The 26,680-nt window shown below is 41.5% G+C and carries 25 protein-coding genes; 11 read left to right on the forward strand and 14 right to left on the reverse strand.

Annotated elements, in window-relative coordinates:
* Window positions 1-34: 34 nt before the first annotated feature.
* The 3 genes from R4146_RS00910 to R4146_RS00920 all read left to right on the forward strand — a co-directional run bounded on the left by R4146_RS00910 (window position 35) and on the right by R4146_RS00920 (window position 2,818).
* Entirely contained in the window at window positions 35-715 is a 681-nt protein-coding gene (locus R4146_RS00910) for a VIT1/CCC1 transporter family protein (protein ID WP_339959590.1), read from the forward strand.
* A gap of 19 nt (window positions 716-734) precedes the next feature.
* Complete coding sequence (locus tag R4146_RS00915) at window positions 735-1,424, forward strand: VIT1/CCC1 transporter family protein (RefSeq protein WP_339959591.1); 690 nt, start codon at window positions 735-737, stop codon at window positions 1,422-1,424.
* A gap of 125 nt (window positions 1,425-1,549) precedes the next feature.
* Window positions 1,550-2,818 carry a M20/M25/M40 family metallo-hydrolase gene (locus R4146_RS00920; protein ID WP_339959592.1) on the forward strand — a complete coding sequence of 423 codons (1,269 nt, stop codon included), beginning with the start codon at window positions 1,550-1,552 and terminating at the stop codon, window positions 2,816-2,818.
* A 164-nt stretch (window positions 2,819-2,982) separates the two neighbouring features.
* Here R4146_RS00920 and R4146_RS00925 read toward each other — a convergent pair whose 3' ends face one another.
* The 4 genes from R4146_RS00925 to R4146_RS00940 all read right to left on the reverse strand — a co-directional run bounded on the left by R4146_RS00925 (window position 2,983) and on the right by R4146_RS00940 (window position 8,151).
* Window positions 2,983-4,095: a PTS sugar transporter subunit IIC gene (locus tag R4146_RS00925; protein ID WP_339959593.1), complete on the reverse strand. Its 1,113-nt coding sequence runs from the start codon at window positions 4,093-4,095 to the stop codon at window positions 2,983-2,985.
* Between the two features lie 186 nt (window positions 4,096-4,281).
* Window positions 4,282-6,264, reverse strand: coding sequence for a S9 family peptidase (locus R4146_RS00930; protein WP_339959594.1), 1,983 nt, complete (start codon window positions 6,262-6,264; stop codon window positions 4,282-4,284).
* Window positions 6,254-7,033: a YibE/F family protein gene (locus tag R4146_RS00935; RefSeq protein ID WP_339959595.1), complete on the reverse strand. Its 780-nt coding sequence runs from the start codon at window positions 7,031-7,033 to the stop codon at window positions 6,254-6,256. Before R4146_RS00935 ends, R4146_RS00930 begins: the two co-directional genes overlap by 11 nt.
* Window positions 7,030-8,151: a YibE/F family protein gene (locus tag R4146_RS00940; RefSeq protein ID WP_373695325.1), complete on the reverse strand. Its 1,122-nt coding sequence runs from the start codon at window positions 8,149-8,151 to the stop codon at window positions 7,030-7,032. Before R4146_RS00940 ends, R4146_RS00935 begins: the two co-directional genes overlap by 4 nt.
* Before the next feature lie 253 nt (window positions 8,152-8,404).
* On the opposite strand from R4146_RS00940, the gene R4146_RS00945 reads away from it, so the two are divergent.
* From R4146_RS00945 to R4146_RS00965, 5 genes are all read left to right on the forward strand, one after another.
* Window positions 8,405-9,598, forward strand: a complete 1,194-nt coding sequence (locus tag R4146_RS00945; protein WP_339959596.1) for a quaternary amine ABC transporter ATP-binding protein — start codon at window positions 8,405-8,407, stop codon at window positions 9,596-9,598.
* The gene (locus R4146_RS00950; protein ID WP_339959597.1) at window positions 9,598-10,455 is read left to right on the forward strand and encodes an ABC transporter permease; all 858 of its coding nucleotides are present in this window, start codon (window positions 9,598-9,600) and stop codon (window positions 10,453-10,455) included. Before R4146_RS00945 ends, R4146_RS00950 begins: the two co-directional genes overlap by 1 nt.
* Window positions 10,456-10,466: 11 nt before the next feature.
* Entirely contained in the window at window positions 10,467-11,369 is a 903-nt protein-coding gene (locus R4146_RS00955; RefSeq protein WP_339959598.1) for a glycine betaine ABC transporter substrate-binding protein, read from the forward strand.
* Between the two features lie 87 nt (window positions 11,370-11,456).
* Window positions 11,457-13,376, forward strand: coding sequence for a M13 family metallopeptidase (locus R4146_RS00960; RefSeq protein ID WP_339959599.1), 1,920 nt, complete (start codon window positions 11,457-11,459; stop codon window positions 13,374-13,376).
* A 31-nt stretch (window positions 13,377-13,407) separates the two neighbouring features.
* The gene (locus R4146_RS00965) at window positions 13,408-15,399 is read left to right on the forward strand and encodes a S9 family peptidase (RefSeq protein WP_339959600.1); all 1,992 of its coding nucleotides are present in this window, start codon (window positions 13,408-13,410) and stop codon (window positions 15,397-15,399) included.
* 58 nt (window positions 15,400-15,457) lie between these two features.
* Here R4146_RS00965 and R4146_RS00970 read toward each other — a convergent pair whose 3' ends face one another.
* The 3 genes from R4146_RS00970 to R4146_RS00980 all read right to left on the reverse strand — a co-directional run bounded on the left by R4146_RS00970 (window position 15,458) and on the right by R4146_RS00980 (window position 18,015).
* Complete coding sequence (locus R4146_RS00970) at window positions 15,458-15,640, reverse strand: hypothetical protein (protein WP_339959601.1); 183 nt, start codon at window positions 15,638-15,640, stop codon at window positions 15,458-15,460.
* 4 nt (window positions 15,641-15,644) lie between these two features.
* The gene (locus tag R4146_RS00975) at window positions 15,645-17,078 is read right to left on the reverse strand and encodes an MFS transporter (RefSeq protein WP_339959602.1); all 1,434 of its coding nucleotides are present in this window, start codon (window positions 17,076-17,078) and stop codon (window positions 15,645-15,647) included.
* Between the two features lie 76 nt (window positions 17,079-17,154).
* Complete coding sequence (locus R4146_RS00980) at window positions 17,155-18,015, reverse strand: alpha/beta hydrolase (RefSeq protein ID WP_339959603.1); 861 nt, start codon at window positions 18,013-18,015, stop codon at window positions 17,155-17,157.
* A 168-nt stretch (window positions 18,016-18,183) separates the two neighbouring features.
* On the opposite strand from R4146_RS00980, the gene map reads away from it, so the two are divergent.
* Together map and R4146_RS00990 are read left to right on the forward strand one after the other, a co-directional pair.
* The gene (map, locus tag R4146_RS00985; protein WP_339959604.1) at window positions 18,184-18,978 is read left to right on the forward strand and encodes a type I methionyl aminopeptidase; all 795 of its coding nucleotides are present in this window, start codon (window positions 18,184-18,186) and stop codon (window positions 18,976-18,978) included.
* Window positions 18,979-19,654: 676 nt separating this feature from the next.
* Window positions 19,655-19,930: a hypothetical protein gene (locus R4146_RS00990; RefSeq protein ID WP_339959605.1), complete on the forward strand. Its 276-nt coding sequence runs from the start codon at window positions 19,655-19,657 to the stop codon at window positions 19,928-19,930.
* A 48-nt stretch (window positions 19,931-19,978) separates the two neighbouring features.
* Here the strand turns inward: R4146_RS00990 and R4146_RS00995 are convergent, their stop codons facing one another.
* From R4146_RS00995 to R4146_RS01010, 4 genes are all read right to left on the reverse strand, one after another.
* The gene (locus tag R4146_RS00995) at window positions 19,979-21,334 is read right to left on the reverse strand and encodes an MFS transporter (RefSeq protein ID WP_339959606.1); all 1,356 of its coding nucleotides are present in this window, start codon (window positions 21,332-21,334) and stop codon (window positions 19,979-19,981) included.
* 131 nt (window positions 21,335-21,465) lie between these two features.
* Window positions 21,466-23,091 carry a BCCT family transporter gene (locus R4146_RS01000; protein ID WP_339960623.1) on the reverse strand — a complete coding sequence of 542 codons (1,626 nt, stop codon included), beginning with the start codon at window positions 23,089-23,091 and terminating at the stop codon, window positions 21,466-21,468.
* A gap of 300 nt (window positions 23,092-23,391) precedes the next feature.
* On the reverse strand, window positions 23,392-23,943 hold the full coding sequence (locus R4146_RS01005; RefSeq protein WP_339959607.1) for a sugar O-acetyltransferase: 552 nt from the start codon (window positions 23,941-23,943) through the stop codon (window positions 23,392-23,394).
* A 35-nt stretch (window positions 23,944-23,978) separates the two neighbouring features.
* Window positions 23,979-24,884 carry a ribonuclease H family protein gene (locus R4146_RS01010; RefSeq protein WP_339959608.1) on the reverse strand — a complete coding sequence of 302 codons (906 nt, stop codon included), beginning with the start codon at window positions 24,882-24,884 and terminating at the stop codon, window positions 23,979-23,981.
* Between the two features lie 78 nt (window positions 24,885-24,962).
* Between R4146_RS01010 and R4146_RS01015 the strand changes: the two genes are divergently transcribed.
* Window positions 24,963-25,391, forward strand: coding sequence for a hypothetical protein (locus R4146_RS01015; protein ID WP_339959609.1), 429 nt, complete (start codon window positions 24,963-24,965; stop codon window positions 25,389-25,391).
* 47 nt (window positions 25,392-25,438) lie between these two features.
* On the opposite strand, the gene R4146_RS01020 is transcribed toward R4146_RS01015, so the two are convergent.
* From R4146_RS01020 to R4146_RS01030, 3 genes are all read right to left on the reverse strand, one after another.
* Window positions 25,439-25,561, reverse strand: coding sequence for a hypothetical protein (locus R4146_RS01020; protein ID WP_339959610.1), 123 nt, complete (start codon window positions 25,559-25,561; stop codon window positions 25,439-25,441).
* Window positions 25,562-25,684: 123 nt separating this feature from the next.
* On the reverse strand, window positions 25,685-25,861 hold the full coding sequence (locus R4146_RS01025) for a hypothetical protein (RefSeq protein WP_339959611.1): 177 nt from the start codon (window positions 25,859-25,861) through the stop codon (window positions 25,685-25,687).
* A complete protein-coding gene (locus R4146_RS01030) occupies window positions 25,861-26,568 on the reverse strand; it encodes an NAD(P)H-dependent oxidoreductase (protein ID WP_339959612.1) in 708 nt (235 codons plus the stop codon). The genes R4146_RS01025 and R4146_RS01030 overlap by 1 nt, the downstream gene beginning before the upstream one ends.
* Between the last annotated feature and the right edge of the window lie 112 nt (window positions 26,569-26,680).

Raw genomic sequence — 26,680 nt, forward strand, 5'->3', positions numbered from 1 at the left:
AGTGATAATTAAAACAAAAAGGGAGTTGTTAGGAATGAAGAAACAATCATTAGCACAGAAAATCAACATCATCCGAGCTAGCGTTATGGGGGCCAATGATGGGATTTTATCAGTTGCTGGGATCGTTATTGGGGTGGCCGGAGCCACTGCCAATTCATTTGCCATTTTCATTTCCGGAATTGCCGGAATGATTGCCGGGACGGTCTCCATGGCGATGGGGGAATGGGTCTCAGTTAGTACTGAAAAGGATTCACAACGAAATGCAGTCAGCACCCAAAAGAAGGCCCTCGAAAATGACTACCAAGGTGAATTCAACTTAGTTCAAAAAAAATATGAAGCAATTGGCATCACGCCCGAATTAGCTGCCCAAGCCACTTCTGAAATGATGCATAAAAATTCATTAGTTACCACGGTTCGTGAAAAGTACGGCTTTAACGTTAATGAATTTACCAGTCCTTATGCAGCCGCAATTGCTTCTATGATTTCATTTCCTACCGGTTCAATCTTACCACTAGCCGCCATCGCCCTATTTCCAAGTCAACAACGGGTCATCATGACCTTCATTGCCGTCTTAATCGCCCTAGCGATTACTGGTTATTCAGCTGCCGTATTAAGTAAGGCTAATCGCGGCCGCTCCATGTTAAGAAATATCATCTCGGGCATGTTGACCATGGTCGTTACATACTTAATTGGTAAGATCATCGGTGCATTATAATTCGAAGGGAGCTATTAAAATGAAATCAAAGACAAAACAAACCATGGCTGAAAAATTAAATACGCTCAGAGCCGGGGTGCTGGGATCCAATGACGGGATTTTAACCGTTGTCGGCGTTCTATTCTCCGTGGCAATTGCCACCCCGAACCCGTTTACCATCTTCATTGCTGGGTTATCCGACCTATTGGCATGTGCCTTTTCAATGGCATCTGGTGAATATGCATCGGTTAGTTCTCAACGGGATGCTGAAGGGGCTGCCGTAGCATCCGAAAAGCAACTATTAAAGACCGACTTTGCTGGTGAATTAAAGGCCGTTCAAGATTACTACGTTGCCCGGGGCATCACCCCAGAAACTGCCCATAAGATTGCTCAGGAATTATTAGATAAGAATCCCCTCGCTACGATGGTCAATGTTAAAAATGACATTCAACTTGGTCACTACATGAATCCTTGGAACGCTGCTTTTTCATCTCTCTTTTCAGCAGCATTAGGTGGCATCTTACCACTAGCTGCCATGTCATTGCTCCCTACTGGCATCGAATGGCCAGGGACGATCTTAGCCGTTATTATTTCAGTGGCCATTACCGGGTTCTTGAGTGCCAAACTAGGTAACGGGCTCGTTAAAACCGCCATCATTCGTAACATTATTATTGGAATTTTAACCATGATCATTCACTATTCCGTAGGAAAATTAATGAACCAATTTTAAACTACCGACCTCAAATTAATTTGGGGCCGGTTTTTGATTGAAATCGATAATTTTATCCAATATAATTGTTATCAATATGTATTTTACAAACGTTAATCATTTTTACGGAGGAATTTTATACCCATATGGAAAAAGAAAAGAAAATCAAGATTTTAAAGGATCTCATCGATATTAAATCAGTCAATGATAACGAAGGTGCCGTTGCTGAATATCTACTCCATCTCTTCCAAGAATATGATATCAACGCTAAACTAGTGGCTGAATTCCATAACCGCAGCAATATCATTGCTGAAATGGGAAATGGACAACATCCCAAACTCGGGTTAAGTGGTCACTTAGATACTGTTCATCAAGGAGATGAGCGGACCTGGCATTCCAATCCATTTGAAGGTACCCTTAAAAAGGGCCGGATGTATGGACGAGGAACGACCGATATGAAAGGCGGAATTGCTGATTTAGCAATTGCGATGATCGAATTAAAAGAAGCTAATACGCCCATCAATGGAACCATTCGATTCATTGGAACCATCGGAGAAGAACTATCAGCCGCAGGTGCTAAGTTCCTGACCGACAAGGGCTATGTTGATGATTTAGACGCAATGGTAATTGCAGAACCCAGTGGGGTTTCACTTCATGGGCTCCGTTCCTATGTTAATAGTGATGGAGTCACGATTGATAAAAAGGTCTTAAAGGATCTCTTGAAAAAGGCCTTCCTATCAGATGCATTAGAACAACATTTTATCATTAAGGCTCATAAGGGGTGGATGGCATACCGGGTAACAGCCCGAGGAAAAGCCGCTCACAGCTCGATGCCACAAATGGGAATTAATGCGATTGATTCATTGATCAAATACTACCTCGCAGAAAAGGAATTCTACGCTAACTTGACCGAATCAGACCCTGAATTAGGGCGGACGGTTTATTCCCCTGATATTTTCCACGGGGGCGAACAAATCAACTCTGTCCCCGACTTAGCCTATGAAATCGTTAAGGTCAGAACGATTCCACAAGTCTCCAATGAAGAACTAATTCGCCGGCTTAAAATTGTAATCGCTAAACTCAATGCGCAACCAGGAATCGAATTGGAACTAACGGTAGAACACAGTGAACTACCGGTTAAAAGCGATAACCACACTAAGCTCTTTAACATCTTCCAAAAGCATGCTAAGCACACGTTGCACGAACCAGATGCCCTCCCGGCAATTGGGGTTTCATTAGGTACTGATGCCTCTGAATTCAGACGCCACAATGAAACCATGGATGTGGCGGTCGTAGGACCTGGCAACACCACCGCCCATAGTCCCAATGAATACGTTGAAATTTCCACTTACCTGGATATGATCAAACTCTACAAGGCCACCATTGTTGACTTTTTAGACCACAATCAAGACTAGGAGCTTAAAATGCGCGATTTTTTTAAGGAACATGGCATGATTATTTACGCCATTACCGTTGCCACTGCCATTTCAATTGGCGGCATCGTGTGGGTGTTAATGTCCATTTAAAATTAAAAACGGTTCCGGCTGATGATAATCAGTCGAAACCGTTTTTTTGATGCTTATTTAATTTCGTGGTGTAAATCTTGGGGCTGGTATAACTTCAATCCCTTAGTAAAAATTAGATTAACGATGATGCCAACCACAATCGGTACCACCACCCAGGTAATAATTGCCGGACCAATCCCTACCAAGTGGGTAATAAATTCACGTTCGCCTTCATCGGCCACTACCGATTGAATGGGTGACCCCCAGCCAATCCAGCCTAATCCAGCTGAAGTGGGCGTCCCCTGAACGTTAAACAGCGCGACTGGAATCGCAGCGATTCCCGCAGTCAACATAAATGCTAAAATCATAATCGGTTTTTTGAATACCGTTGTCATCATCCCCATCATTGCCCCTAAGAAGATGGCCAACGTAGTCCCCTTCTTATTCACAAATAGTGAGTTGATCAATAATACGACCGTAGTTGAAACAACGCCCACCCCAGCAGCACCAGCGCCTAGTTCTGACAATGAAATGGCGAGGGCAATTCCAACGGTCGAAATCGGCGTAATCGTTAAAAATGCAAAGAACATTGCAATAATCACACTCATCAACATTGGTTGAAAATCAGTGAAAAAGGCAATCAATTCCCCTAACTTAGTCGTAATCATTCCCACCGATGGGGATAACAGATAGCCGATCAGCCCAATCAATCCGCCCACCACTAATGGGGTTAGAATAATTGAAATCGAGCCGAACCCGTTGACATAGCGTTGTAAGAACTTAATCGTAATAATGGCTAAACTAGCAACGATAATCGAATTAATTACGTCCCCCGAGCCATTGGCAACGTAAAACGTACTCGCGACTGGATTATCAATATTCGTAATTGGATCCGTAAAGCCAGGCTTAGTCGTTACCCATTGAATCGATCCCGACGCTGCGCCAGTCGCTAGCATGACTGACCCCGTTTCTAACGAATGCAGCTTAAATTGATTCGCAACGGCCATCCCAATTAGAATTGGAATAAAAACGTTAAATAAGACTAAAATTGCATTTAAGTGCATCGCCCATTGAATCTTACTATGCACCAATGGGCTTAAAACATATTTTAAAATGGCGGCTGGTAAGACCCCCATCAAAATTCCTTGAGCAGAGCCGGTCAAAAGTCTCACGATAAACTTTTTCATCGCTCTATGCGTACGCTGTGACAAATTTTTGCTTTCCATGTTCAATCAACCCTTTCGTTGGTTCCGGTCAAAGCGATTAATTTCTCACAATCATTAATTATATTTTAGCATATTCCACGCATTTTCTCAAGATACTTTGAACTTTGAGTATAAAAAAGAATCTACAACTAGTAGATTCTTTTTTAGTTATTCATTTAAATAGCGCCGGAACCATTCGGTAATGTCTAAGAGGCGTTGGACCCGTAAGTTAGGTAACCCATGTCGAGAAAGGCCATGGTAGGATTGCGGATAACGAATATAATCAACATCCGTGCCCGTTTGCTTAACCGCCGTAAAGAACGCTTCACTTTGGTTCGTAGGCACTCGCATATCGTATTCACCATGTTGAATCCGCACTGGGGTTTTCACATGATGGGCATACTTCAATGGTGACTTATCCCAATAGTATTCATCGGCATGATCAGCATATAGGTCCTTCCCTAATTCACCTGATGCATAGCGAATTCCAATATCACCGGTACCATACAGAGCTTGCCAATCAATAATTGGCCGTTGCACACTAGCAGCTTTGAATCGATCCGTGTGGCCAACGGCCCAAGCTGCAAAGAATCCACCATATGAACCACCGGCTAAAAAGACCCGGTCGGAATCTAAGTCTGGATATTGATTTAACGCAACATCCAAGCCCTTCATGATGTCATCATAATCGACTTCGCCATAATGACCCATTACCGCCTTTTCAAACTGTTGCCCATAGGTCGTTGAACCCCGTGGATTCATGAAAATAACGGCAAAGCCCTGACTGGCTAAGTACTGAAATTCATGCATGAATGATTCACCATAGGCATCGTGTGGGCCCCCATGAACATATAACACAACGGGTGATTTTTGCTTTGGATCAAAGTTTAGCGCATGCATTACCCAACCATGCACCTCAGTTTGTTCATCCGTCGTTGTGAATTTAAAGCCACCCACTTCAGCATACTGATGAGTGGCTTCGTAGGCTTCATTTGGATTATATAACTTGCGTTCGTTAAAGTTCTTTAAGTCCACGATTCTAAGTTCACTCGGTTGTTTCTGCGAGGAAGCACTAATTAACACGTGGTTAAAGTCAATGGGGACGAAGTCATAAATTTCACTGTGATTATCACGGACTAATTCGACCGTCCCATCTAGGTCACCAATGTAGAGGCGACTGTAGCCATGGTGGTAGCCATGGAATAAATAGTGGGTACTATCTAACCAATACACGGCTAAATTCGTGCGGTGTTGAGCAAAATCCGTACTTAACCCGGCCGAAAAGCCCGCATCTACATCATCACTTAGGTTCAACTGGTACAAATTCCCATCTTCGATTGGATATAGGTACACGTGGTTGACCGTAGCATGTGTATAGTGATTATCATTCCCAATCACGATCAAGTTTTCGCCGTTGGGTGAAAACCGGACGTCAGTGAAGATTCCACTAGGCATTTCGCTAGTGACCCAGGTTTTCTTTTTCTTTTCAATATCGTATAAATAAACGGCAGCCGTATCATCAATCGCATCGGTTAAGTTATGCAACGTGGATTGAATAAAAACTAACTTTCGTAAGTCCGGACTAATCCCTTGGAAGTCAAAGTCATAGTTACTTTCAAACAGCGTCACTTCTTGGTGGGTCTGTAAATCAAACATTACTAGTGAGTAGCGTTTATCGTTTGAGATCCAGCCAATTCCATCGGCGCGGTTTTGCAACTTAGTAATGTGGCGAATTCGTGGCCGATCACTAGTGGAAAACTTACTGGAAACGTTCGTGTGCACCCGCTTAAACACTAAGACGTTTTCGTCGGGCGTCATTCGCATTTGAACAATTGAATCCCCATTAGTTACCTGCAAAGCTTCACCACCAGTCAGGGGCATTTGCATCACTTGAAAGCGCCCCTTGGCATCTAAGTGACGATAATATAGATTCTTCGCCGTTCCGAGGGGTTGTAAGTTCAAGCCGCCTTGAGCCCAAACTTGATAGTTGCCATCTACATCTACACTGGCAATTTGGGAAGTATAACGATTTGATGCTTTATCAATCCCATTTTCAACAAAGAAGGCCCGTTTGCCAATTGGATTGGGTTGGGTCAAAGATTTAATGTGGTATAAATCTTGTGCTGTTACGCCTAATTTATTACTTGTCATGATCATTCACCTTTCTTTTCAATCGTCGCTGATGCTGTTGTGCCATTACCAATGAAGTAATTGGAATCGTAATGATGACCCCAATCAACGAGAAAATGATGATTACAAATTGAGCCGCGAATACCTTATCGTTCATGATACTGCCGAATGAGTAGTTTAAACCGGCAAACCAAATGAACAGGGATAACGAGCCCCCAAACAACCCAAAGAACAACGTATTTAAGGTCGTTCCAATGATTTGCTTGCCGACGGTAATCCCATCGTTAAATAGTCGCTGGGCGGTAATTTTGGGGTGTTGTTCCACAATTTCATCTAATCCAGACGCCACCGCCATCGTAGCTTCAGCAATTGCCCCAAGCGTACTCAAAATCGCGGTCGTGGTCGCTACCTTCACGTAGTTGATGCCGACTAGAATCGACATTCCTTCCAAGTCATCACTATCCTCAAGGCCAAAACCTTGTACCTGAGCCCAATGTTCGACTGGGATGATCAACAAAATTAATAATCCCAATACGAATAATGACGCTACGAACGCAATCTGGCTGGTTTCATCGCTCGTCCCACTTAAGAAAATGGTGATGGCTAAGATAATGACTCCCGTTATGATCGTTACTAGTAACGGGGGAAAGTGAAATGCAATTAACACAATCGCAAAGAATAAGAATCCAAAGTTCAATAATAAACTAATGAACGATTGGAACCCCTGTTTGCCACCCACAATCACCATCAACCCTAATAATAGCAAGCCGAGCGCTACAATTGTACTCATTTGACTTCACTTCGCTTTCTATCAATCCATAGGGCCGTCAGTCCACTCGCCAATGGAATTGCTAATACGATTCCAATCCCACTGATCAAGCTTTGGACCATCCCTAACGACATGTTCATTGAGAACGAATACCCCCACGTGTTCCCATTCTTTAAGAACAGTAACGCCATGGGTATCGTTTCACCCATAAAAATAAAGAACAAGACGTTTAAGAGTGGTCCCATGATCGACTTACCAATTTGTTGGCCCGACTTAAAAATCTGGAGGCGTGATAAATCAGGTCGTTCTCGTTTCAACGCAAAGAGCGATGACACAATATCAGTCGATTCATCCATCACGGCCCCGAGTGAACCAATCATTGTCTCGGCTAAAAATAACGGCCGCGGCAACTGGGTCACATACTGCATTGATTCGTAATAAACGCCGCGTTCATGCGTCAATGCAAAGACCACTAACGCCAATAAGATCGAAGCGAGCGTGCCGAGTAACGTTGAGGCTAGCGTTACCATCATTTGGCGGGTAAACCCTAAAATTAAAATTAGCGTCACCACTGAAAAGACCACCGTTAATATTGAAAAGACTAATAGGACCTGGGTTCCTTGACTATGGCCGTTCAACATCACTGCAATGTAGAACAAAATCGTATTGATTCCGATGCTCAAGAGCGCCGTTAACCCGCTTAGTTTTAAGAACACCAAGAGTAAACAAACGGCTAATAGGACCAAGAACGTAATGGGGACATCGCGCTTATAGTCTTGAATCGTTGCGCGAAAATCTTCACTGGGGTGGATGACTACGAACGCCTTTTCACCGACTCGATACCGATGATCCATCGTCTGAGAAGTCGAATACGTATTGGTGATCGTTAATCGATGGCCGCGGTACTTACCATTCAATACGACCCCCTTTAGGGTTTGATTAGTCTGAGTATCTGCATTTTGAAACTCATCATTGGTCTTAGACGGTTTACCTTCCGTCACCGACTGCACTTGCATGATGGGTTGTTGGTATAGCCCATCATCATGCATGACCCCCACTAAAATGACCCCACTAACTATAATGAGGCCCAAAATTAGCTTCCAGGGGATTTTATCTATCCATTTTTGCACTAATATCATCTCGATTTAAAAAAACTTATAATTCATTCTAACATACTAATCTAATTACGATTGTCACTAACTATTAGTACTCAAAATAACCTAAAGAATTTGACACGTTCCTTAATTTTCATTAAAGTTATATATAGAGTTCAGCTAGTTAGGACAGTTTAGTCCTGCAAATAAAAAAGTGTCACACCGGCATTTTGATAATGACAGTTAGATAGGATCACACGTCCTATCTTTATTTTTGTCTAAAATAAGGAGGAATTTTATGACCAGCAAAATTGAAGTCAAAGGTTTGACTAAAATCTTTGGAAGACACGTTGGTAAAGCAGAAGAAATGATCAGAGACGGTCGTTCCAAAGCTGATATTTTGAAAGAAACGGGTAGTACCGTTGGGGTCGACCGGGCCACCTTCGATGTTAATGATAACGAAATCTTTGTTATCATGGGACTTTCCGGAAGTGGAAAATCCACTTTGATTCGGATGTTGAACCGGTTGATCGAACCGACCGAAGGGGACGTACTATTAGATGGCCAAAGCGTTACTAATGCTTCCAAGGAAGAATTACGTAACATTCGGCGGACTAAGATGGACATGGTATTCCAAAACTTTGCCCTCTTCCCCAACCGGACAATCTTGGAAAACACGGCCTACGGATTAGAAATCCAAGGGATGAATAAAGATGAACGGCTAAAAAAGGCTCACCATTCATTAGAACTAGTTGGTTTAAGCGGATACGATAACGAATTTCCTAGCCAACTATCAGGTGGGATGCAACAACGGGTCGGCTTAGCACGTGCGCTAGCCAATGATCCTGAAATCTTATTGATGGACGAAGCATTCTCTGCTTTGGATCCATTGAACCGAAAAGAAATGCAAGATGAACTGCTCGATTTACAAGAATCAGTTAAAAAGACCATCATCTTCATTAGTCATGACTTGAACGAAGCCCTTCGAATCGGTGATCGAATCATGATCATGAAGGATGGTGAAATCGTGCAAATCGGTACTCCAGAAGACATCTTACAACATCCTAAGAATGAATACGTTGAAGCCTTCATCCAAGGGGTTGACCGGACTAAGATCTTGGCTGCTAAGAACGTAATGGTGCGGCCAAACACGATCAACGTTGAAAAAGACGGTCCACGGATCGCACTACGTCGAATGCGTGATAACGAAATTTCCAGTATCTTTGCTGTCGACAACGACCGGCACCTAGTGGGACTTGCTGATGCCCAAGCGGTTGATGATTTAATTCAAAATAACGACCGTGACATTATGAAGGCCATTCGCAAGAACATCCCAACGACCTCCGTTGATACCCCAATTAAAGAGTTGTTCAAGACGGTCTCACAAACTGCTGTTCCAGTCGCAGTATTGGATGACGAAAAGCGGCTGCGCGGCATTATCATTCGCAGTTCCATTCTAGAATCACTTTCAGGAAGTCAGGTGGCTAAATAATGAATTTTACAATTGCACAAGCAATCCCAGTTGCAGACTGGGTCAATAATTTCGTTAACTGGTTAACTCAATTCGTGACCTTCTTTAACGGAATCACTAACTTTATCGGCGCAATCATCAATGCATTCCAATGGGTCTTTGATTTATTACCAATTTGGTTATTCATCATTGCCGTATTAGCAATTACGTTCTATGCATTGCGTGGTGGCAAGTATCTCGGGCTGATGGCCTTTGAATTAATTGGATTATTGTTCATCTGGAACCAAGGGTTCTGGCGGGACATGACTCAAACGCTATCCTTAGTGTTAACATCTAGTTTGTTAATCGTGGTAATCGGGATTCCCCTTGGAATTTGGATGGCTAAGTCCAAACCGGTTGCGGCAATCTTAAAGCCCATCTTAGACTTTATGCAAACGATGCCTGCCTTCGTTTACTTGATTCCAGCCGTAGCCCTATTCGGAATTGGAATGGTCCCCGGGGTCATTGCATCATTTATCTTCGCATTACCACCAGTAGTTCGGATGACGAACTTAGGGCTCCTTCAGGTGCCTGATGACTTGATTGAAGCTGCGGATTCATTTGGTTCCACTGGTTGGCAAAAGCTAGTTAAGGTGGAATTACCATTAGCAAAATCCACTTTAATGTCTGGTGTTAACCAAGGAATGATGTTAACCCTATCCATGGTAGTTATCGCTTCCATGATCGGTGCCATGGGACTTGGTTCTCAAGTTTACTTCGCCGTTGGACGTAACAATGCCGGAGCTGGTTTCACAGCCGGTTTAGCAATCGTGATCCTAGCAATTATCTTGGACCGCATCACGCAAGCATTCAATCGTTCTAAACAACCAACTAAGTAAGGAGGTCCAGCATGAAACGCAAAAAATTATTAATGATCGTACCCCTTTTATTGGTATCCATCATTTTAACGGCCTGCCAAAGTGTGACTGCTCCTTACAACCCCAAAGAAAAACTAGGGCCACAAATTAACTACACCATTACTGGAATTGATGCGGGGGCCGGAATTATGGCGTCAACGCAAAAGGCATTGACGGTCTATCCCTTAGCCCAAAACAAGTGGCAACTTCAAACTAGTTCCACGGCAGCCATGACCAGTACTTTGGAAAAAGCCGTTAAGTACAAACAACCCATCGTAGTTACCGGTTGGCAACCCCACTGGATGTTCAAGAAATATCCATTGAAGTTCTTAAAGGATCCCAAAAACGTTTATGGTAAGGCTGAACAAATTCATACCATTACGCATAAGGGCTTCAAACAAAAGAACCCCGGCGCTTATAAGTTATTAAGCCAATTCCACTGGACTGCTTCAAACATGTCCGATGTGATGTTGCAAACTAACGCTGGGGTGGACCCTGCCAAAGCGGCTAAGGATTGGATCAAGAAGAATCCAAAACTAGTTGCTGAATGGACTAAAGGTGTGCCAAAGGGCAATGGTAAACCAGTTAAGATGACCTATGTCGCATGGGATTCAGAAATTGCTTCAACTAATGTGGTTGCACAAGTTCTTGATTCCTTGGGTTATAAGACGACCATCCAAGCAATGGAAGCTCAACCAATGTGGTTATCCGTTGCGAAGGGATCCGCTGATGCCACTGTATCGGCATGGTTACCAAACACATCCGGAATTTACTACAAACAATACAAGAATCAAATCGACGATGCCGGAATTAACCTCCAAGGTGCTAAGGTCGGCCTAGCCGTTCCGAAGTACATGAAGAACATTAATTCAATCGACGATCTAATTAATAAATAATTATAAATCTAAAAGCGGTTCACGTTACTTGTGAGCCGCTTTTTTGTATACTATAGTTAACATTATTTTAATTTCGGAGGGATTTATATGAGTGATAAAGTAAATACTGCATTAATCAAAGATGACATCTATGAAGCCGTCAATGGAGAATGGCTCAAAGATGCTAAAATCCCAGCTGACCACTCTTCAACTGGTGGTTTCATGGACTTAGTCGATGGGATTGAAAAGACCCTACGTGCTGACTTTAAAGCCCTTGCTGCGGGCGAATGGGAACCAAATAACGCTGAAATGGCAGAATTCAAGAAGTTCTACCAATTAGTATTTGATTTTAAACAACGGGATCAAGCTGGCGCTGAACCAATCAAGCCCATTATTAAGCGCATTGAAGAACTGGAATCATACCAAGACTTAGATGCTCAACTGAGCGACTGGATTTTATCTGGTCTTCCCCTACCATTTAACTTCGATATTGAAGCGGATATGAAAAACGCTCAGGTCAACGCCCTCTTTGCCGGGGTGCCTAGCTTAATCTTGCCTGATAAGACTTACTATGCTCAAGGTAATCAAGCTGCAAAACAACTTATGCCCGTCTACACTGAAATGGCGCGCAAGCTATTAACCATGGTCGGCTATTCCGCAGACGAAGCTGAAGCCATGGTCGAAGAAGCTAAGCACTTTGATGCTCAAATTGCCCCACACGTTAAATCAGCTGAAGAAAGCGCTGATATGACTAAGATGTACAATCCAGAAGCATTCAGTGACTTTGCTAAGGCCACCAATAAGGTCGACTTGGTCAAAGCCGTTAACGGTTTGATCGGTACCACGCCTGATCAAATCATTGATACTGAACCAGCTTACTTTGCTGCACTAAAAGACATCATGGACGACAACAACTTCGTTTTAATGAAGAGCTGGATGATCGTCAAAACCGTTATTGCATATAGCAACGTGCTATCAGAAGACTTCCGGGTTACCGGTGGTACTTATCGGCGTGCCCTATCTGGTCAAAAAGAACCCGCTAGTCAAAGCAAGGCTGCTTACTACTTAGCAACTGGGACCTTCGATCAAGTCGTAGGTGACTACTATGGTCACAAGTACTTTGGTGAAAAAGCCAAGCAAGATGTTCATGACATGGTCGTTAAAATGATCAATGTTTACAAGCAACGGTTGACCGATAACGACTGGTTGGGCGAAGATACCCGTAAAAAGGCCATCGTGAAGTTAAACGCCCTCATGATTCAAGTTGGTTATCCAGACGCTATTGACCCTATCTTCAAGCAATACCAAGTTGATACTGCTGAAGATGGCGGTACATTGGTCAGCAACGTTCAAAAATTTACAAAGATCAATACCAAGGATCAATTTAGCAAGTGGAACCAACCAGTAGAACGTGGCAAGTGGGAAATGAGTGCTAATACCGTTAATGCTTATTACCACCCATTTAAGAACATCATTGTCTTCCCCGCTGCCATTTTACAAGCACCATTTTACAGCCTAGATCAATCATCTAGTGAAAACTTTGGTGGGATTGGTGCCGTAATCGCCCACGAAATTTCACACGCCTTTGATAACAATGGTTCTCAATTTGATGAATTTGGTAATCTTAACAACTGGTGGTCCAAATCTGATCATGAACATTTCGACCAACTAGCCCAAAAGATGATCAAGGAATTTGATGGCATCCCATTTGCCGGCGAAAAAGTTAACGGTAAGCTCACCGTTTCCGAAAACATTGCAGATGCCGGCGGTCTTAGCTGTGCCGAAGAAGCTGCTAAGGGTGAAGATGATTGTGACCTATCGGCTTTCTTCATTAATTGGGCCCGTATCTGGCGGAACAAATCAACTGAACAACACAAGCAACTCTTACTATCAATTGATGTGCATGCGCCTTCTGAACTAAGAGCTAACGTTCAAGTAAAGAACTTGGCGGACTTCTACACGACCTTTGATGTTCAACCAGGTGATGGGATGTACATGGCTCCTAGCGACAGGGTTAATATTTGGTAATTAATAAGGATAGTTAAGAGGAGGAATTAGCATGAGTCAAGGCGTTGCCAATCATGATTTATTTAAACTAAAGTCAATCACCCAACCCACTCCCGTTGGTAAGCGGTACTTCTTTGTTGAAAACAGCATTGATGAAGCAACTAACCAATACCGTAGTAAAATCGCCAGTGTTGATGATGAACAAAACTACACGGTGTGGGCAAATGAAGGGATCAATGTTAACCCAATTGTATGTAAGGATAAGCTATTTTACTTGCATCGGGATGCAGATAAACACTTCCAAATCGTGGAAATGCCACTAGCTGGTGGGGCTGCAAAACAGCTCACGAGCGGTGATAACATTCAACAAATGAAGCAATCTAGTGATCAACAAACCCTGGTGTTAAAGATTACGAAGTCCCGGGTCAAAACTAAGTACGATACGTCGGACTTTCCAGTGCCCCGACACGTAAATAAAATTTTTAACCGGTTAGACGGAACGGGTTGGTTACCTAATGATTTAAGTTACGAATTAGTATACTTTGATGTGAATACTCATCAAACCATCACTTTATTTGATGTAAAACAAGATTTCGACTTAAAATCAATTAGTGCTGATAACACTAAAATTGTTTACACCAAACCCAACCATCCCGAACTAAAGACTGACTATGACCCAACTGAAGGGGTCTACATGTACAATGTCGATACCAAGGAAGAAACCTATCTAACTAAGGATGTTGATGGTGGGATTTTTGCTGATGCCCAATTCTCACCAGATGGTAAACAATTAGGCTTAATCGGGAATACTAATGAACACCCTAACTGTACCGTTAATAATTTCTGGCGCTATGATTTTGCCACGGGACAATTAACTAACGTTACGGCTGATTTGGATGATTACGACTTTGGCTATGCCACTGGTTTAGCTGCTGACTTTGTTCAAAACCGGACTGATAAGGGTATCCAATGGCTAGATAATACTCACTATTTAGTCCATGCCTATCACCATGGCCGCAGTGTGTTAGTCGCTGGGTCAAACGATGATTATCACGTGGTTCACGATGGCATTGAAGAAGTTTATGACTTTAAGGCCATCAATGATCACCAAGCCATCATTAGCGTTTCCAAGCAAGCTAAGCCTAGTGAATTACAAATTTTAACGATTAACGAAAATGATGATGAAGTCGTTACCATTTATAACCCTAACACTAACTATGAAAAGGACCATCAATACGCTAAGTCCGACCATTATGTTTACGTAGCAACGGATGATGAAGTTCAATTAGATGGGTGGGTCCTACACGCCAAGAATGCAGATGCTACTAAGCCAAGTCCAGTTATTTTATACATTCATGGTGGCCCCCATGCTGCATATGGTGAAACCTTCTTCCATGAATTCCAAGCCCTTGCTAACCATGGATACGCCGTTGTCTTTGTGAATCCCCGCGGTTCCACATCCTACGGTCAAGCCTTTGAGTCTGACGTAATCGGTCATTACGGTGAACATGACTATGCAGATGTGTTAGCCGGCCTAGATTATGCCATCAATAACTATGATGACTTAGATGGCGACCGGCTCTTCGTAGCTGGTGGCTCATATGGTGGTTTCCTATCCAGCTGGATCATTGGCCACAACGATGCCTTTAGGGCTGCTAGTGTCCAACGACCCGTTGTTGATTGGCAATCCCTATATGGAACCAGTGACATCGGTTTTTGGTTCAACCGGACTGAACTAGGTGTGGATCTATTTGAAGATGCTAACGCCCATGCAATTTATTGGGATAAATCACCCCTTAAGTATGCCCATAATGTTAAGACACCCGTACGGATTCAACATGGTGAATACGACATGCGCTGTCCAACTAACCAAAGTGAAGCCTACTTTACAGCCGTTAAGCAAACCGGCACTGATTGTGATTACATTCGTTATCCTCAATCATTCCACGGCTTCTCACGAAATGGTTTACCGAACTTACGAATCCAACGGATCGATGATATCTTAGAATGGTTCAACCGTTATAAAAACGAACCACTGCAATAGTGAAACCTAAAAAAGACTGATGAATGTACATTCATCAGCCTTTTTAATTTGGTTCAATTTATTTTTTATGGTGATGCTTACGATAGGAAGCATAGACGCCCCAAACTGATTCGGAGAACATCCCAATCCCCATCATTCGCATCGCAATCATTTGCGCTTGCATATCGTTATTAAATGAGAAATAGAGTAACACGGCATAGAAAACTAAGAATAAGATTGACACTACTTTCGAATCGCACATAATTTTAACCTTCTTTTGAATTAGTTTGTGAACGGAGCAATAATGCAAAGATAAACCCAACAATTTCTAAACAAAGCATCGTGACGAATACAATGTGGTATGCATTGTGAGAAGCAACCATGGCTGAAACACCTAAACTTTGTTGATTCCGCGCTACGTTCGTTAGAATCAAAGTCGCCACTGCCACTCCGGTTGAACCTAAGATTTGACGTGCCGTAGTAGTTACCGCCGTTCCATCTGCAACCACATCCCGGGGCAATGAATTGGCCCCTAACGTTACGGCCGGCATCATGACGAAGGCATTCCCACCTTCAATTAGCATTGCTAATAAAATCATGATCCAAAGACCGGGTTGCCCTGGAATAATGGCTAGTAATAACCACCCTAAGACGATCATGCTCATTCCAATTAACATCGTCTTCTTAAAACCAATGCGATCGGCTAACTTACCGGTCAATGGATTTAAGAAACTTAGGAACGCTGCGCCGGGAACTAATGCCATCCCCGAAACAAATGGTGACACCCCTAAGACGTCTTGGTAATAAAGCGGAAAGACAATCGTTGTTACGATCAATGCAATGTATGAAATTCCAGTTAATAGCACTGATAAATCATAGTTAAATGTCTTTAACACCTTTAGTTGTAATAATGGTGACTTCATTGTCCATTGCCGATAAACAAAGATGGCAATGAATAATAAACTAACCACTAAAATAACGATGGCTTCGGGCAGGTTAACGTTGGGTTTTCCAATCATGTTAACCACGTATAATACCCCGGCAAACCCAATTAATAGGAAGGTTGAAATATAATCCAAGCTGCTCTTCTTGTGGGGCATGACGTCTTTAATCGCATGAAAACTAAGGATTAAAATAATCGTTGCCGTCACGATGAAGAATACGAACAGCCCGTGCCAATCAGTAAACTTCAATACCACTCCGGAAATAATGGGCCCAACTGCTAAGGCTGACCCCATTACTAGTCCGGCTAGTCCCATCGTACTCCCCCGCTGGTCCTTCGGCGTAATGTACAATAACACCGATTGATACGAAGGGAACAAGATCCCAACCGCAATGGCCTTTAAGATTCGACCGAACATCATGATTGGAAACGTGGGCGCAAACAAAATAATGGTAGAGCCGATATCAAACAAAATGATCACGGAGATAAATAATGTCCGAAAGCCAATATTGTTCAATAACCAAGGACTGATCGGCATCATAATACACATTACTAACATAAACGCAGTCGTTAGCCATTGAACCGTCGTCGCCGAAATATGGAAGTAGCGCATAAAGGTCGGATAAACGGTCGAAAGTGATGATTGACTAATCGACATCGTAAAACTACCTAACAATAGGATAAAAATGAACCATGCCCGGTTAAAGGGCTTCCCATGTAAATCGTAGCTTACGTTTTTTGCCGCATTTTGATTCATAAGATTTCACCTCAAATTATAATCATTATAAATTATGATTCTATTTTATAACGATTCTAATTAAAAGTAAAATATTTTAACATTTATCAAACAGTGAACGTTCAACTAGCCGATCCACGACTGGATGATTATTCAACCCATTATGGGAGGCATCACTACCAGTTAATTTCACGCCTTGATAACTATCAGTACGTTCATGAACTAAGTATTTCAATGATTCAGCCGAGTTAGTGGTGATCACACCATCATTGTTGCCCTTGCCGGCACTGTTACCATAAATGTTTAGGATTTTAACATCCTTTGGTAACGTCTTCGTGTTTAAGGATAATTCCTTATATGAAGGATATTGAGCAGTCTGTTTACGCATGATCAGCGGTTTACCACTGCTACTTAAGTGGTTAGAGTTAGCCTTATCATTTACCTTCATGATTCCGTTGTAACCAGCACCAATGGAAATCAATTCACTAAGGTCGGGGATACTAGTATCCTTATCACTGGCCACTGCTAGGGCGGCTACGGCGCCCCCACCAAACCCAACGATATTGTAGTTATCGTAGTCATATTTAGACTTTAGGTGTTGGAGCACATGGTACAAGCCGCGTTCTTGATAGAACACTGATGTTTTCGGATTGAAAGTCACTTTAATTAATGGTTGACTCGTCTTTTTAGTCAACTTCCCCTTATAAACGGGATCGCCCTGCTTATCAAAGGTAATTTTTAAGCTCTGCGTCCCTCCATCACGATCACCAATCGTCAACAAATGATTAGCGGCATTCGTAGTCGTATTAGCACCGTTAACGTATAGGGTGGGCACTGGCTGGTCGGCCTTCTTACTACTCTTACTATCATTATTTTTTACATTATAAAAAATCGCTGCACTTAATACTACGATCAGTGCAACTACCAACATAATGGTCTGCTTCAAATGTTTACTCACTAGAATCAGTCTCCTTTATATATCTAGTTATAAGAATACTAGAAATGAAGCAAAATTTCATTAAAAAGGCGAGATTTAATTAATTTCCTTAAAGTGGTTTAACTAGCATGATAGCGTTAAAAGTAGTAAATTAGAGTATGAGACAATAAATCTAAAGGAGCGAATTAAATGATTACATTAAAATCACCTCGTGAAATCGAAAAAATGGCTGAATCAGGCGCAATTTTGGCTGGGGTTCACAAGGGACTACAAAAGTTAATCAAGCCCGGGTTAGACACTTGGGAAATTGAAGAATTTGCCGACAAATACATCAAGGACCACGGTGCTTATCCTTCCGAAAAGGGATTCGATGGCTACAAATTCGCTACTTGCATCTCCATTAATGATGAAGTAGCACATGGAATTCCCCGTAAGGGCCTTAAGCTAAAGGATGGCGACATCGTTAAAGTCGACCTTTGTGTTAATAAAGACGGCTTCGAAAGTGATTCTTGCTGGACCTATGCCGTCGGGAATGTTTCCGATGAACTCAAAAAGTTAATGCAAGTAACCCACGATGCACTATACATTGGTATCGACCAAGCCGTAATTGGTAACCGGATCGGTGACATTGGAGCGGCCATCCAAGATTACGTTGAAAACAAGAATGGCTTTGGTGACGTTCGTGAATTAATCGGTCACGGAATTCAACCTACCATCCACGAAGCACCCAACGTGCCTGCCTACGGTAATGCGGGTCAAGGAATGCGGCTTCGTGAAGGAATGACGATTACGATCGAACCAATGGTTAATACCGGTACTTGGCAAATTACTGATCGTTATGACAAAAAAGATGACTGGACTTATTACGTTTCAGCTGATGGCACTCCTTCAGCGCAATACGAACACACCCTTGCCATTACCAAGGATGGTCCTAAGATCTTAACTTCACAAGACCATGAAGCTGATAAGAAATACATGCTTTAATTAATAAACAAAGCACATCTAGTTTGTATAAATTAGATGTGCTTTTTATAATCATAGTTAAAACAATAAGGATGTGCTTTAAATTAGACCATCATCTAAAAAAATTCAATTTGCTTTATTTAAGCTACTCAAAGATAATGAATTTGATCAGATTAAAGTAACGGACATATGCAAATTAGCTAAAATTAATCGGTCTACTTTCTATAATAGCTACGAAGATATTTACGCATTAAAAGATAATATCATTAATCATTTATTTAAAAAATACAGACAATTAGAAAAAATTCATAAGTCAAATACTTTCCTATTTTTATTAAACAACATTCAAAAAAATAAACATCTCTACCTTACTTTTTTCAAATTAACTGCTTCTAGCACTCCAATCTTTCATTCAGAAATTAAATTAATTCAATATCCTGAATTATATGGTAAGTATGATATTCTATTCGTTCAGGCCGGTATTCATTCAATTATATATCAGTGGTTATTAGACGATTGTAAACAACCCGCTGAAAAAATAAATAATATCATTATTAATAATTTAAAAAAATTAGAAATTGATAACTTAAAATAAATTCCATACATTTCCCAACAAAAATCAATTTATTGTTGGTGTTTATATGATATTTCCCTTTGTATAATAATAAAGAATAATTATTATTTAGGAGGAATTGGTATGGCATTATTTATTAATATAATTATTGGTGTAATCATGGGAGCGGGTGTTTCCTATTTACTAAATTTAGTAAATCCTAATCAAAATGGACCAGCTAGAGTATTAACATTGAACCTAATTTCAGTTATTTTAGGAGGATTAGGTTCAGTGTCTGCTGATCAGTTACTTAACTATGGACCAACAATTCTAGGTGTTAATTTCATCCCCTCAATCGTTGGAGGAATTGTACTATCATTAGTTTGGGTATTTGCTGCTAAGAAATGGTTTCATTTATAATTAATCAATATAAAAACACTCGTTAATTAAATTAACGAGTGTTTTTTATTATTGTTTTAACTGATTGTTTTTAAAATACCGCCAGAACAAACCACCATTTATAATCGCAATCCCAATTGCTAGTAATGTAAAGTTATGAAGGCCATTGGCAACACCAAACTTAGATTGAAATAATGCCCCGACAGTGGTCCCTAGTGCGCCCATAAACATCTGAAAGGTTTGAATGATTGCCGTAGCATCTGATTGCTTCACCTGTGGTTGAGTAGCAATTGCTTCGGTTTGGGCACTATTATATGCCATATTCCGTCCGATAATAAAAACGATGTACATAATGATTAATATCCAAAGACCCAACCAATTTCGTAACCCAAACATTAATAGGACCGCAACCATAAAAATCACGTTTCCTAAATACACAGACTGCTTTGGCCCGTACTGGTCATACATTTTACCAAATAACGGATTCATAAATGCCCCCACTAATGAACCGGGTAACAATAAGAAACCCGCGATAAAACTGGAAGTACGTAGCACGTTTTCTGAAAAAGTAGGAATGATTAAGTTTAGCCCTAGCATCGCAAACATATATAGTGCAATCGGAATAAACATCCTCACGAATCGTAAGTCTAAAAACAACCCTAAGTCCAGAAACGACTGCTTAGAACGCATCCCCCGCCAAATGAACAGGCATAACATCGCTAGCCACAAGCCGGCTGCCCCCCAGTTAATCTGGCTGCCTTCCAATTGATTAACGATCAATAGGCTTAACGTTAACGTCCCTGCGAGCAGACCAAATGCTAATAAATCAAACGTGTGCGTCTTGACCCGTGGATTCACGTCCAAAACGGTCCGCCACCCAATTATTAATGATGCGATTGGTGCAATTAATAGGATAAAGAAAATTGCTCGCCAACCCAGTAAGTCTAAAATTAATCCGCCATAAGTGGGGCCAAACGATGGCGCTAAACTGACCACCATTGAGGATACCCCCATCCAGGTCCCAATCTTAGCACTCGGCACTGTATACATCACAATGTTAAACGATAGGGGCATCGCAATCCCAGCTGCAATGCCTTCTAAAATCCGTCCCAACAGCAATATCCATAGGTTCGGTGCCGTTCCACCAATCAGCGTACCCACGATAAAAATTGCAATACTGGTTAACCATAAGTTCCGCAGACTATACTTTTTAACCAGGTGGGCACTTGTCGTAATCATTATGGTGACTGATAGTAAGTACGCCGTTGTGACCCATTGAATCGTGTTCAAATCGGTGCCAAACTGCTTGGCTAATAGCGTGAACGTTACATTCATCGAAGTTTCGGCCATGATGCCTGAAAACGTAACTAATGCCACCGCAACAATACTCAACACCGTTGACTTAGACACATTGTTATTTTCCATCTAAAATCCCTCCAGTTCTAAAAAAAAAGCCGAACTAAAATGAATTAGTTCAGCTTTTATTACTCGCTAGATTGAGTCCCACTCGATCGATCAAGTGGTGTTAAATTTGTTATTGCTCATTATAACGGAAATTACTTCTGATTGGAATCATGATTTTGATCATCTGGAGATAAAATCAAGTCGCCATCCACCGCATTTCGTCTTTCAACCGTTATCTTTTTGCGGTTAATGCGGTTCTGCCGTTTCACTTCACGCCATTCAGAACGTTTGACCTTCATGGTCTTAATGGATTCATCATTGCGCAGCATCTTCCAGATGGAGTAAATGATAAATGGGACCACGAACATCAATGGGAACCCGGCCAGCGTACAGAAGGTTTGAATCGTCTCAAACCCACCGACCATGACCAAACTAAATGAAAAGATAATGAAAATAACGACCCATGTCATTCGGTTGGCCCGGCTAGGTTGTTCACCCCGCGCTAATGGTAAACTGGTGAATGATGATAACACGTAGGCAGACGATGAAATCGTAGTTGCCAAGAAAATAAAACATGAAATACAGTAAAGCGCAAACATGATAAATTTAAGTGGTAATGTTGATAACACGGCTGCAATCACTGCTGATTGGCCCTGGGTGTTTAAAATATGAATTAAATTCAACGTCCCAGTCCGTTGTAGCCAAAGGGAGTATCCACCTAAAATCGCGTAGAAACTCATACATCCCAAGGCTCCATAAGTAAGCATCCCTAATACGATTTGGCGAATGGTCCGGCCCCGTGAAATCCGGGCAATGAACAAGCCCATAAATGGCATGTATGATAACCACCAGCCCCAATAGAAAATGGTTTCTTGTTGGGTCGTATCTGGAGTCCCATTTGGAATCGTATTCGTACTCAATGGGATAAACTTTTGAATTAGTAACCCAATACTGTTGGTTTCTGAATTCAAGATGTACACAGTTGGTCCAATTGCTAAAACGATCGCAAGGAAAATCAAAGCCGTCCAAATATGCATATTACTTAGTTTGTCAATTCCACCCTTTAGGCCCTTAAAGACGGTAAAGGTAAAGATAACGAACAAGATTGCGAATAAGACCATCTTAAGTAAGAGGTTATCTGGAATTCCAGTTAATGAACTTAAGACCTTTGAAATAATGGGAATTTCTAGGCCGACTGAAGCACCGACCCCACCCATGATTCCAAGCACCACTAGGATGTTAACGACCGTCTTTAAAATACTTTGCCAAGGTTTATCACCATCTAACATGATAATGGCATCACTTAGTGATTGAACCTTGATTTTTTTAACGTATAGGATGTACCCAATCGCAATCGTAGGCGCCGCAAACATCATCCATGCCATGGGCCCCCAGTTATATTGTCCCAGCATATGGGCTAGCCCGTATGCTTCTTCTGAGTATGGCTTAGCCCCAAATGGGGGATCTTGAATGTAACGCAATGGATCGACCATACTAAGCATTAGGATACTAGCATCAATGGCAGTCGCAAAGACCATTGCCCCCCATTGAAAGTTCCCATACGCCGGCTTTTCGTCCTTGTCCCCTAACTTAATGCCACCATATTTGGTAACGATTAAAAAGACAAAGAACGCAAAGTTAATTACGTAAATCCACATGTAGCCCCAACCCATTTCGCTGGAAACCCAGCCTAAAATGGCATTTAGGACTCCTCGTACCGAGGAACCCCCGATCATCAAAATAATTGAGACTACCACGAACAAAATGACCGTTGGAATAAAAATAATCTGATTGATTTTTTTATTTTTAAAAATAAAAAATCCTCCTCAAAATTTAAAAATGAAGCCAAACTTAATTGGTTCATAGTAAAATTTGAAACTAAACAGCTCGCCACAAGCGTTATGTAATTAACCACAACTATTGTTGGTGGGTTGAAAATGACTATCAAATTTTAGGTTTTCATTTTCTATAATTTATTATAACGCTATCATTAACAGATATAAAATAATAAATAACAATGTTGTCCCCCAAAATAAAAAAGCCAGTCACATCCGTAACTAGCTTCTAAAAGATTTAATTTATTTAACCGTTTTGATCACGTGAGCGGGATTACCAACGATCACTACGTTGTCACCAAAGGACTTCGTAACGACTGAGCCAGCACCGACCACAACGTTATTCCCTAGGGTCACCCCTGGTAAGATAGTCACATGGCCACCCATCCAGACGTTATCACCAATCGTAATGGGCGCACCCATTTCAACGTCTTGGCGCCGTTGGACTGGATCAATGGGATGAACTGGTGTATATAATCCAACATCTGGTCCAAAATAACAATGATCACCAATTGTAATCGGACAGGTATCCAATAGGGTCAAATGGTAATTCCCATAAAAATCATCACCGATATGAATGTTAAATCCATAGTCAAATTCAATTCCATTTTCAACGAATAGGCGGTCACCACATTCGTTAAAAAGTGGTTTTAATTGGCGATTAAATTCTTGGTTATCAGTAATTTGATTTAAAGCCCCTAATGTTTTACGCATTTTAGCCCGTTGTGCTTGTAATTCTGGATCGAACTGGTCGTAATTTTCACCAGCGGTCATTTTTTCACGTTCAGTTGTCATACTCCACCATCCTTATCAGTTTCATGATAGCACTTCTAGTCGTTATTATCATGATTCTGGTTTAAGTTTTTCAACGATTCACTGATGTTGCGTGCTGATTCATCAGGTGAAATGCGTTGATCATCATCAGAACTAGGATGTAATTGTTTAGGTGCTTCTTCACCATTTAATACCCCATTAATGTTATTAATGGCATCTTGTTTTAGTTTTTCATCCGCAACCGGCATTGAATCCTTGGGTGCCGGTTTTGATACTTTAATCGTCCCGGATTGACCCATTTGATCCATGGCTTGATTTAATAACTTATCCACGAATTGATTCCCCCGATTGTTAGCGTGGCCCTTGGTCCAATCTAATCGCAAATCTTTAAACTGGGGCAGGAGTTGATCAATTTGTTGCCATAATTCTTGATTTAAAACGGGCGCTCCGTTACTCCGTTTCCAACCACGGCGCTTCCAGCCGGGGAGCCATTGCTTGGTTGACTTTAAAACGTATTCTGAATCAGAGATAACTTGGATGGCTTCATTGGCTTTTCCTTGGTCTAACAGCGCCATTAGCGCATTGCGTAGTGCCATTACTTCCATTCGGTTATTCGTTGCCCCTAATTCACTGCCGGCCTTACTTTGGGCGTCTTGATCATCACTAAATTCAATTAAGTATGCCCACGCTGCCTTATCCGTTGGCTTAACTTGACCATTCTTGTAATTTCCATGGTTTCTAGAACCACCATCAGTGTAAACCGTAATGGTAGCAGGAGTAGCGTAAGTTTGCGTAGGTTTAGCTTCATCCTTGCCCTCAAGAAACGCTCTTGCTGCGGCTTCTGATTCAAAGCCCTTAAACCGTGGGTTCTTAAATCCGTCAACTTGTTCTTTACATGCGGCCCAAGTAGTGTAAATTCCTGGTTGGTGCCCTTTTCGAACTGCATAAAATTTTTGTGCCATAATACCGCCTCCGATAGTGGTTTAGACTTTGTTTTTAAGCCTGTTTGTGAGAAAATAAAAGTAAAAGGAGATTTTTCAATGACTAAGTTAGATACAACCTTAATCACAGTTGATGATGCTTGGGCAATGCTAAAGGATAAAAAGCAACAGCAAAATGAACGTTTTCCCCAATTCCAAAAGAATGGCAAGTTCATTTTACCTGATTATAAGCTTACCCGTAAGCGAGAAGCTTTCAAAATCCGCAAGCGGACATTTTTAAAACGGCATGCCCGTTCCTATGTCGCCTTTGACTCTAATAATGGTCAGACCCTTTGGCTCCATAACTTCCCCAGTTTATCCGAAGCCTTATTTTGGCTCGACACTGGGTTAAAATCCAATGACACGGATAGTCATTCATCCTATCGTCAATGGAAGGATCGCCATCTTGATGACATTAATGAATTTAAAGAACAACTGCGGAAGAAATCAAAGCATCGCCACATTCCAAAAGCTGAATCAACTGATTAAATAAATAATGACAAAAAAAGCCCAGTATTAGATACTGGGCATTGTTATTATTTAGCAGGACTTTGCTTTAAGAATTTTTGTAATTCAGAAATTTCTTTGTTCTTCTTCTTGTCCTTCTTTTGGTTAACTGGACGACGGCCTTGAACACCGTTTGGATGACAAATACGCATAACTCTCATCGCTCCTTTTCTCTGTCTTATTCTTGAAATATACCTACCAATTATAATACAAAGCACTATCAAAAATCAAATTTTGAATTAGCATTCTACCCTAAGCGGTCGGGTGCTTTTATTTTACCACTTATCGGGGCTCCAAATTCGACCATCTAATTCATCGTTAGCCTGTTGAATCCGCTTTGCCTGTTCGGCCACTAGCCGTTGGGCCGCTTCGTATAAACAGCGATCAGTAAAATCAGTCTCATTGGTAGCAAACTGGGCTAGTTGTTCTTTTAACCATGCTTCATTTTCCATTATTCATCATCGCCTCGCTTAATCATTGCAATTTGATCCTTTAGTGCGTCTAATTCATCCCCATTGTTTTCAATTTGATCAATGGTTAGATTTAATAACGTTCGTTGTTGTTGATCATCGATCCGGGCTGCTTTAGCGCGTAGGCGTTGAATCAACCACTTTTGTTTGCCATTAAACGAAAATGGCGTGGGATTAGCAATGTAGTTTTGATAATCAGATAGTAACCGCGCCTTTTGCGCAGCCGTCATATAACTAAATTGATCGACCGTAAATGGTGGTAAAAAGTCCATCCCCGCCTGTTTAGCAATTGCCTGATATGGCTTCACTAATTCAGAAATACTTACCCCTTCGAAACCACCTGCCACGTAGTTTTTTAAGGGATTGCCTAACGTCATGACGATGCCCAACTGTTTGCCCGCTAGCATGCCATCTTGATCGCGATAAGTAAAGTTTCTGGTCAACACATCATCTTGCCACTTTTTTAACAACGCGGGCGAACTGTACCAATATAGTGGAAATTGAAAAATAATCCGGTCTGCAGTCGATAACAATTGTTGTTCTTTTTGTACATTAATTGCAAAATCAGGATAGTCGGCATCTAAGCCGTGCCATGTAACGGCATCTAAGTACCTAGTGGCTGCCCGTAAAAACGATTGGGTCCCTGAATTAGCTAGCTCTGGGTGAGATACGATAATTAGCGTTTTCAATGGTCATCACTCCTTCCTATAAATCGTGTCCTATCAATATTTTACCGTAAAAAATATATTAATTCATTGATTGACAAATCTTCATATTACTGGTATTATAATACCAATGTGT

Source organism: Nicoliella lavandulae (assembly GCF_037546185.1).
Lineage (GTDB): Bacteria > Bacillota > Bacilli > Lactobacillales > Lactobacillaceae > Nicoliella > Nicoliella lavandulae.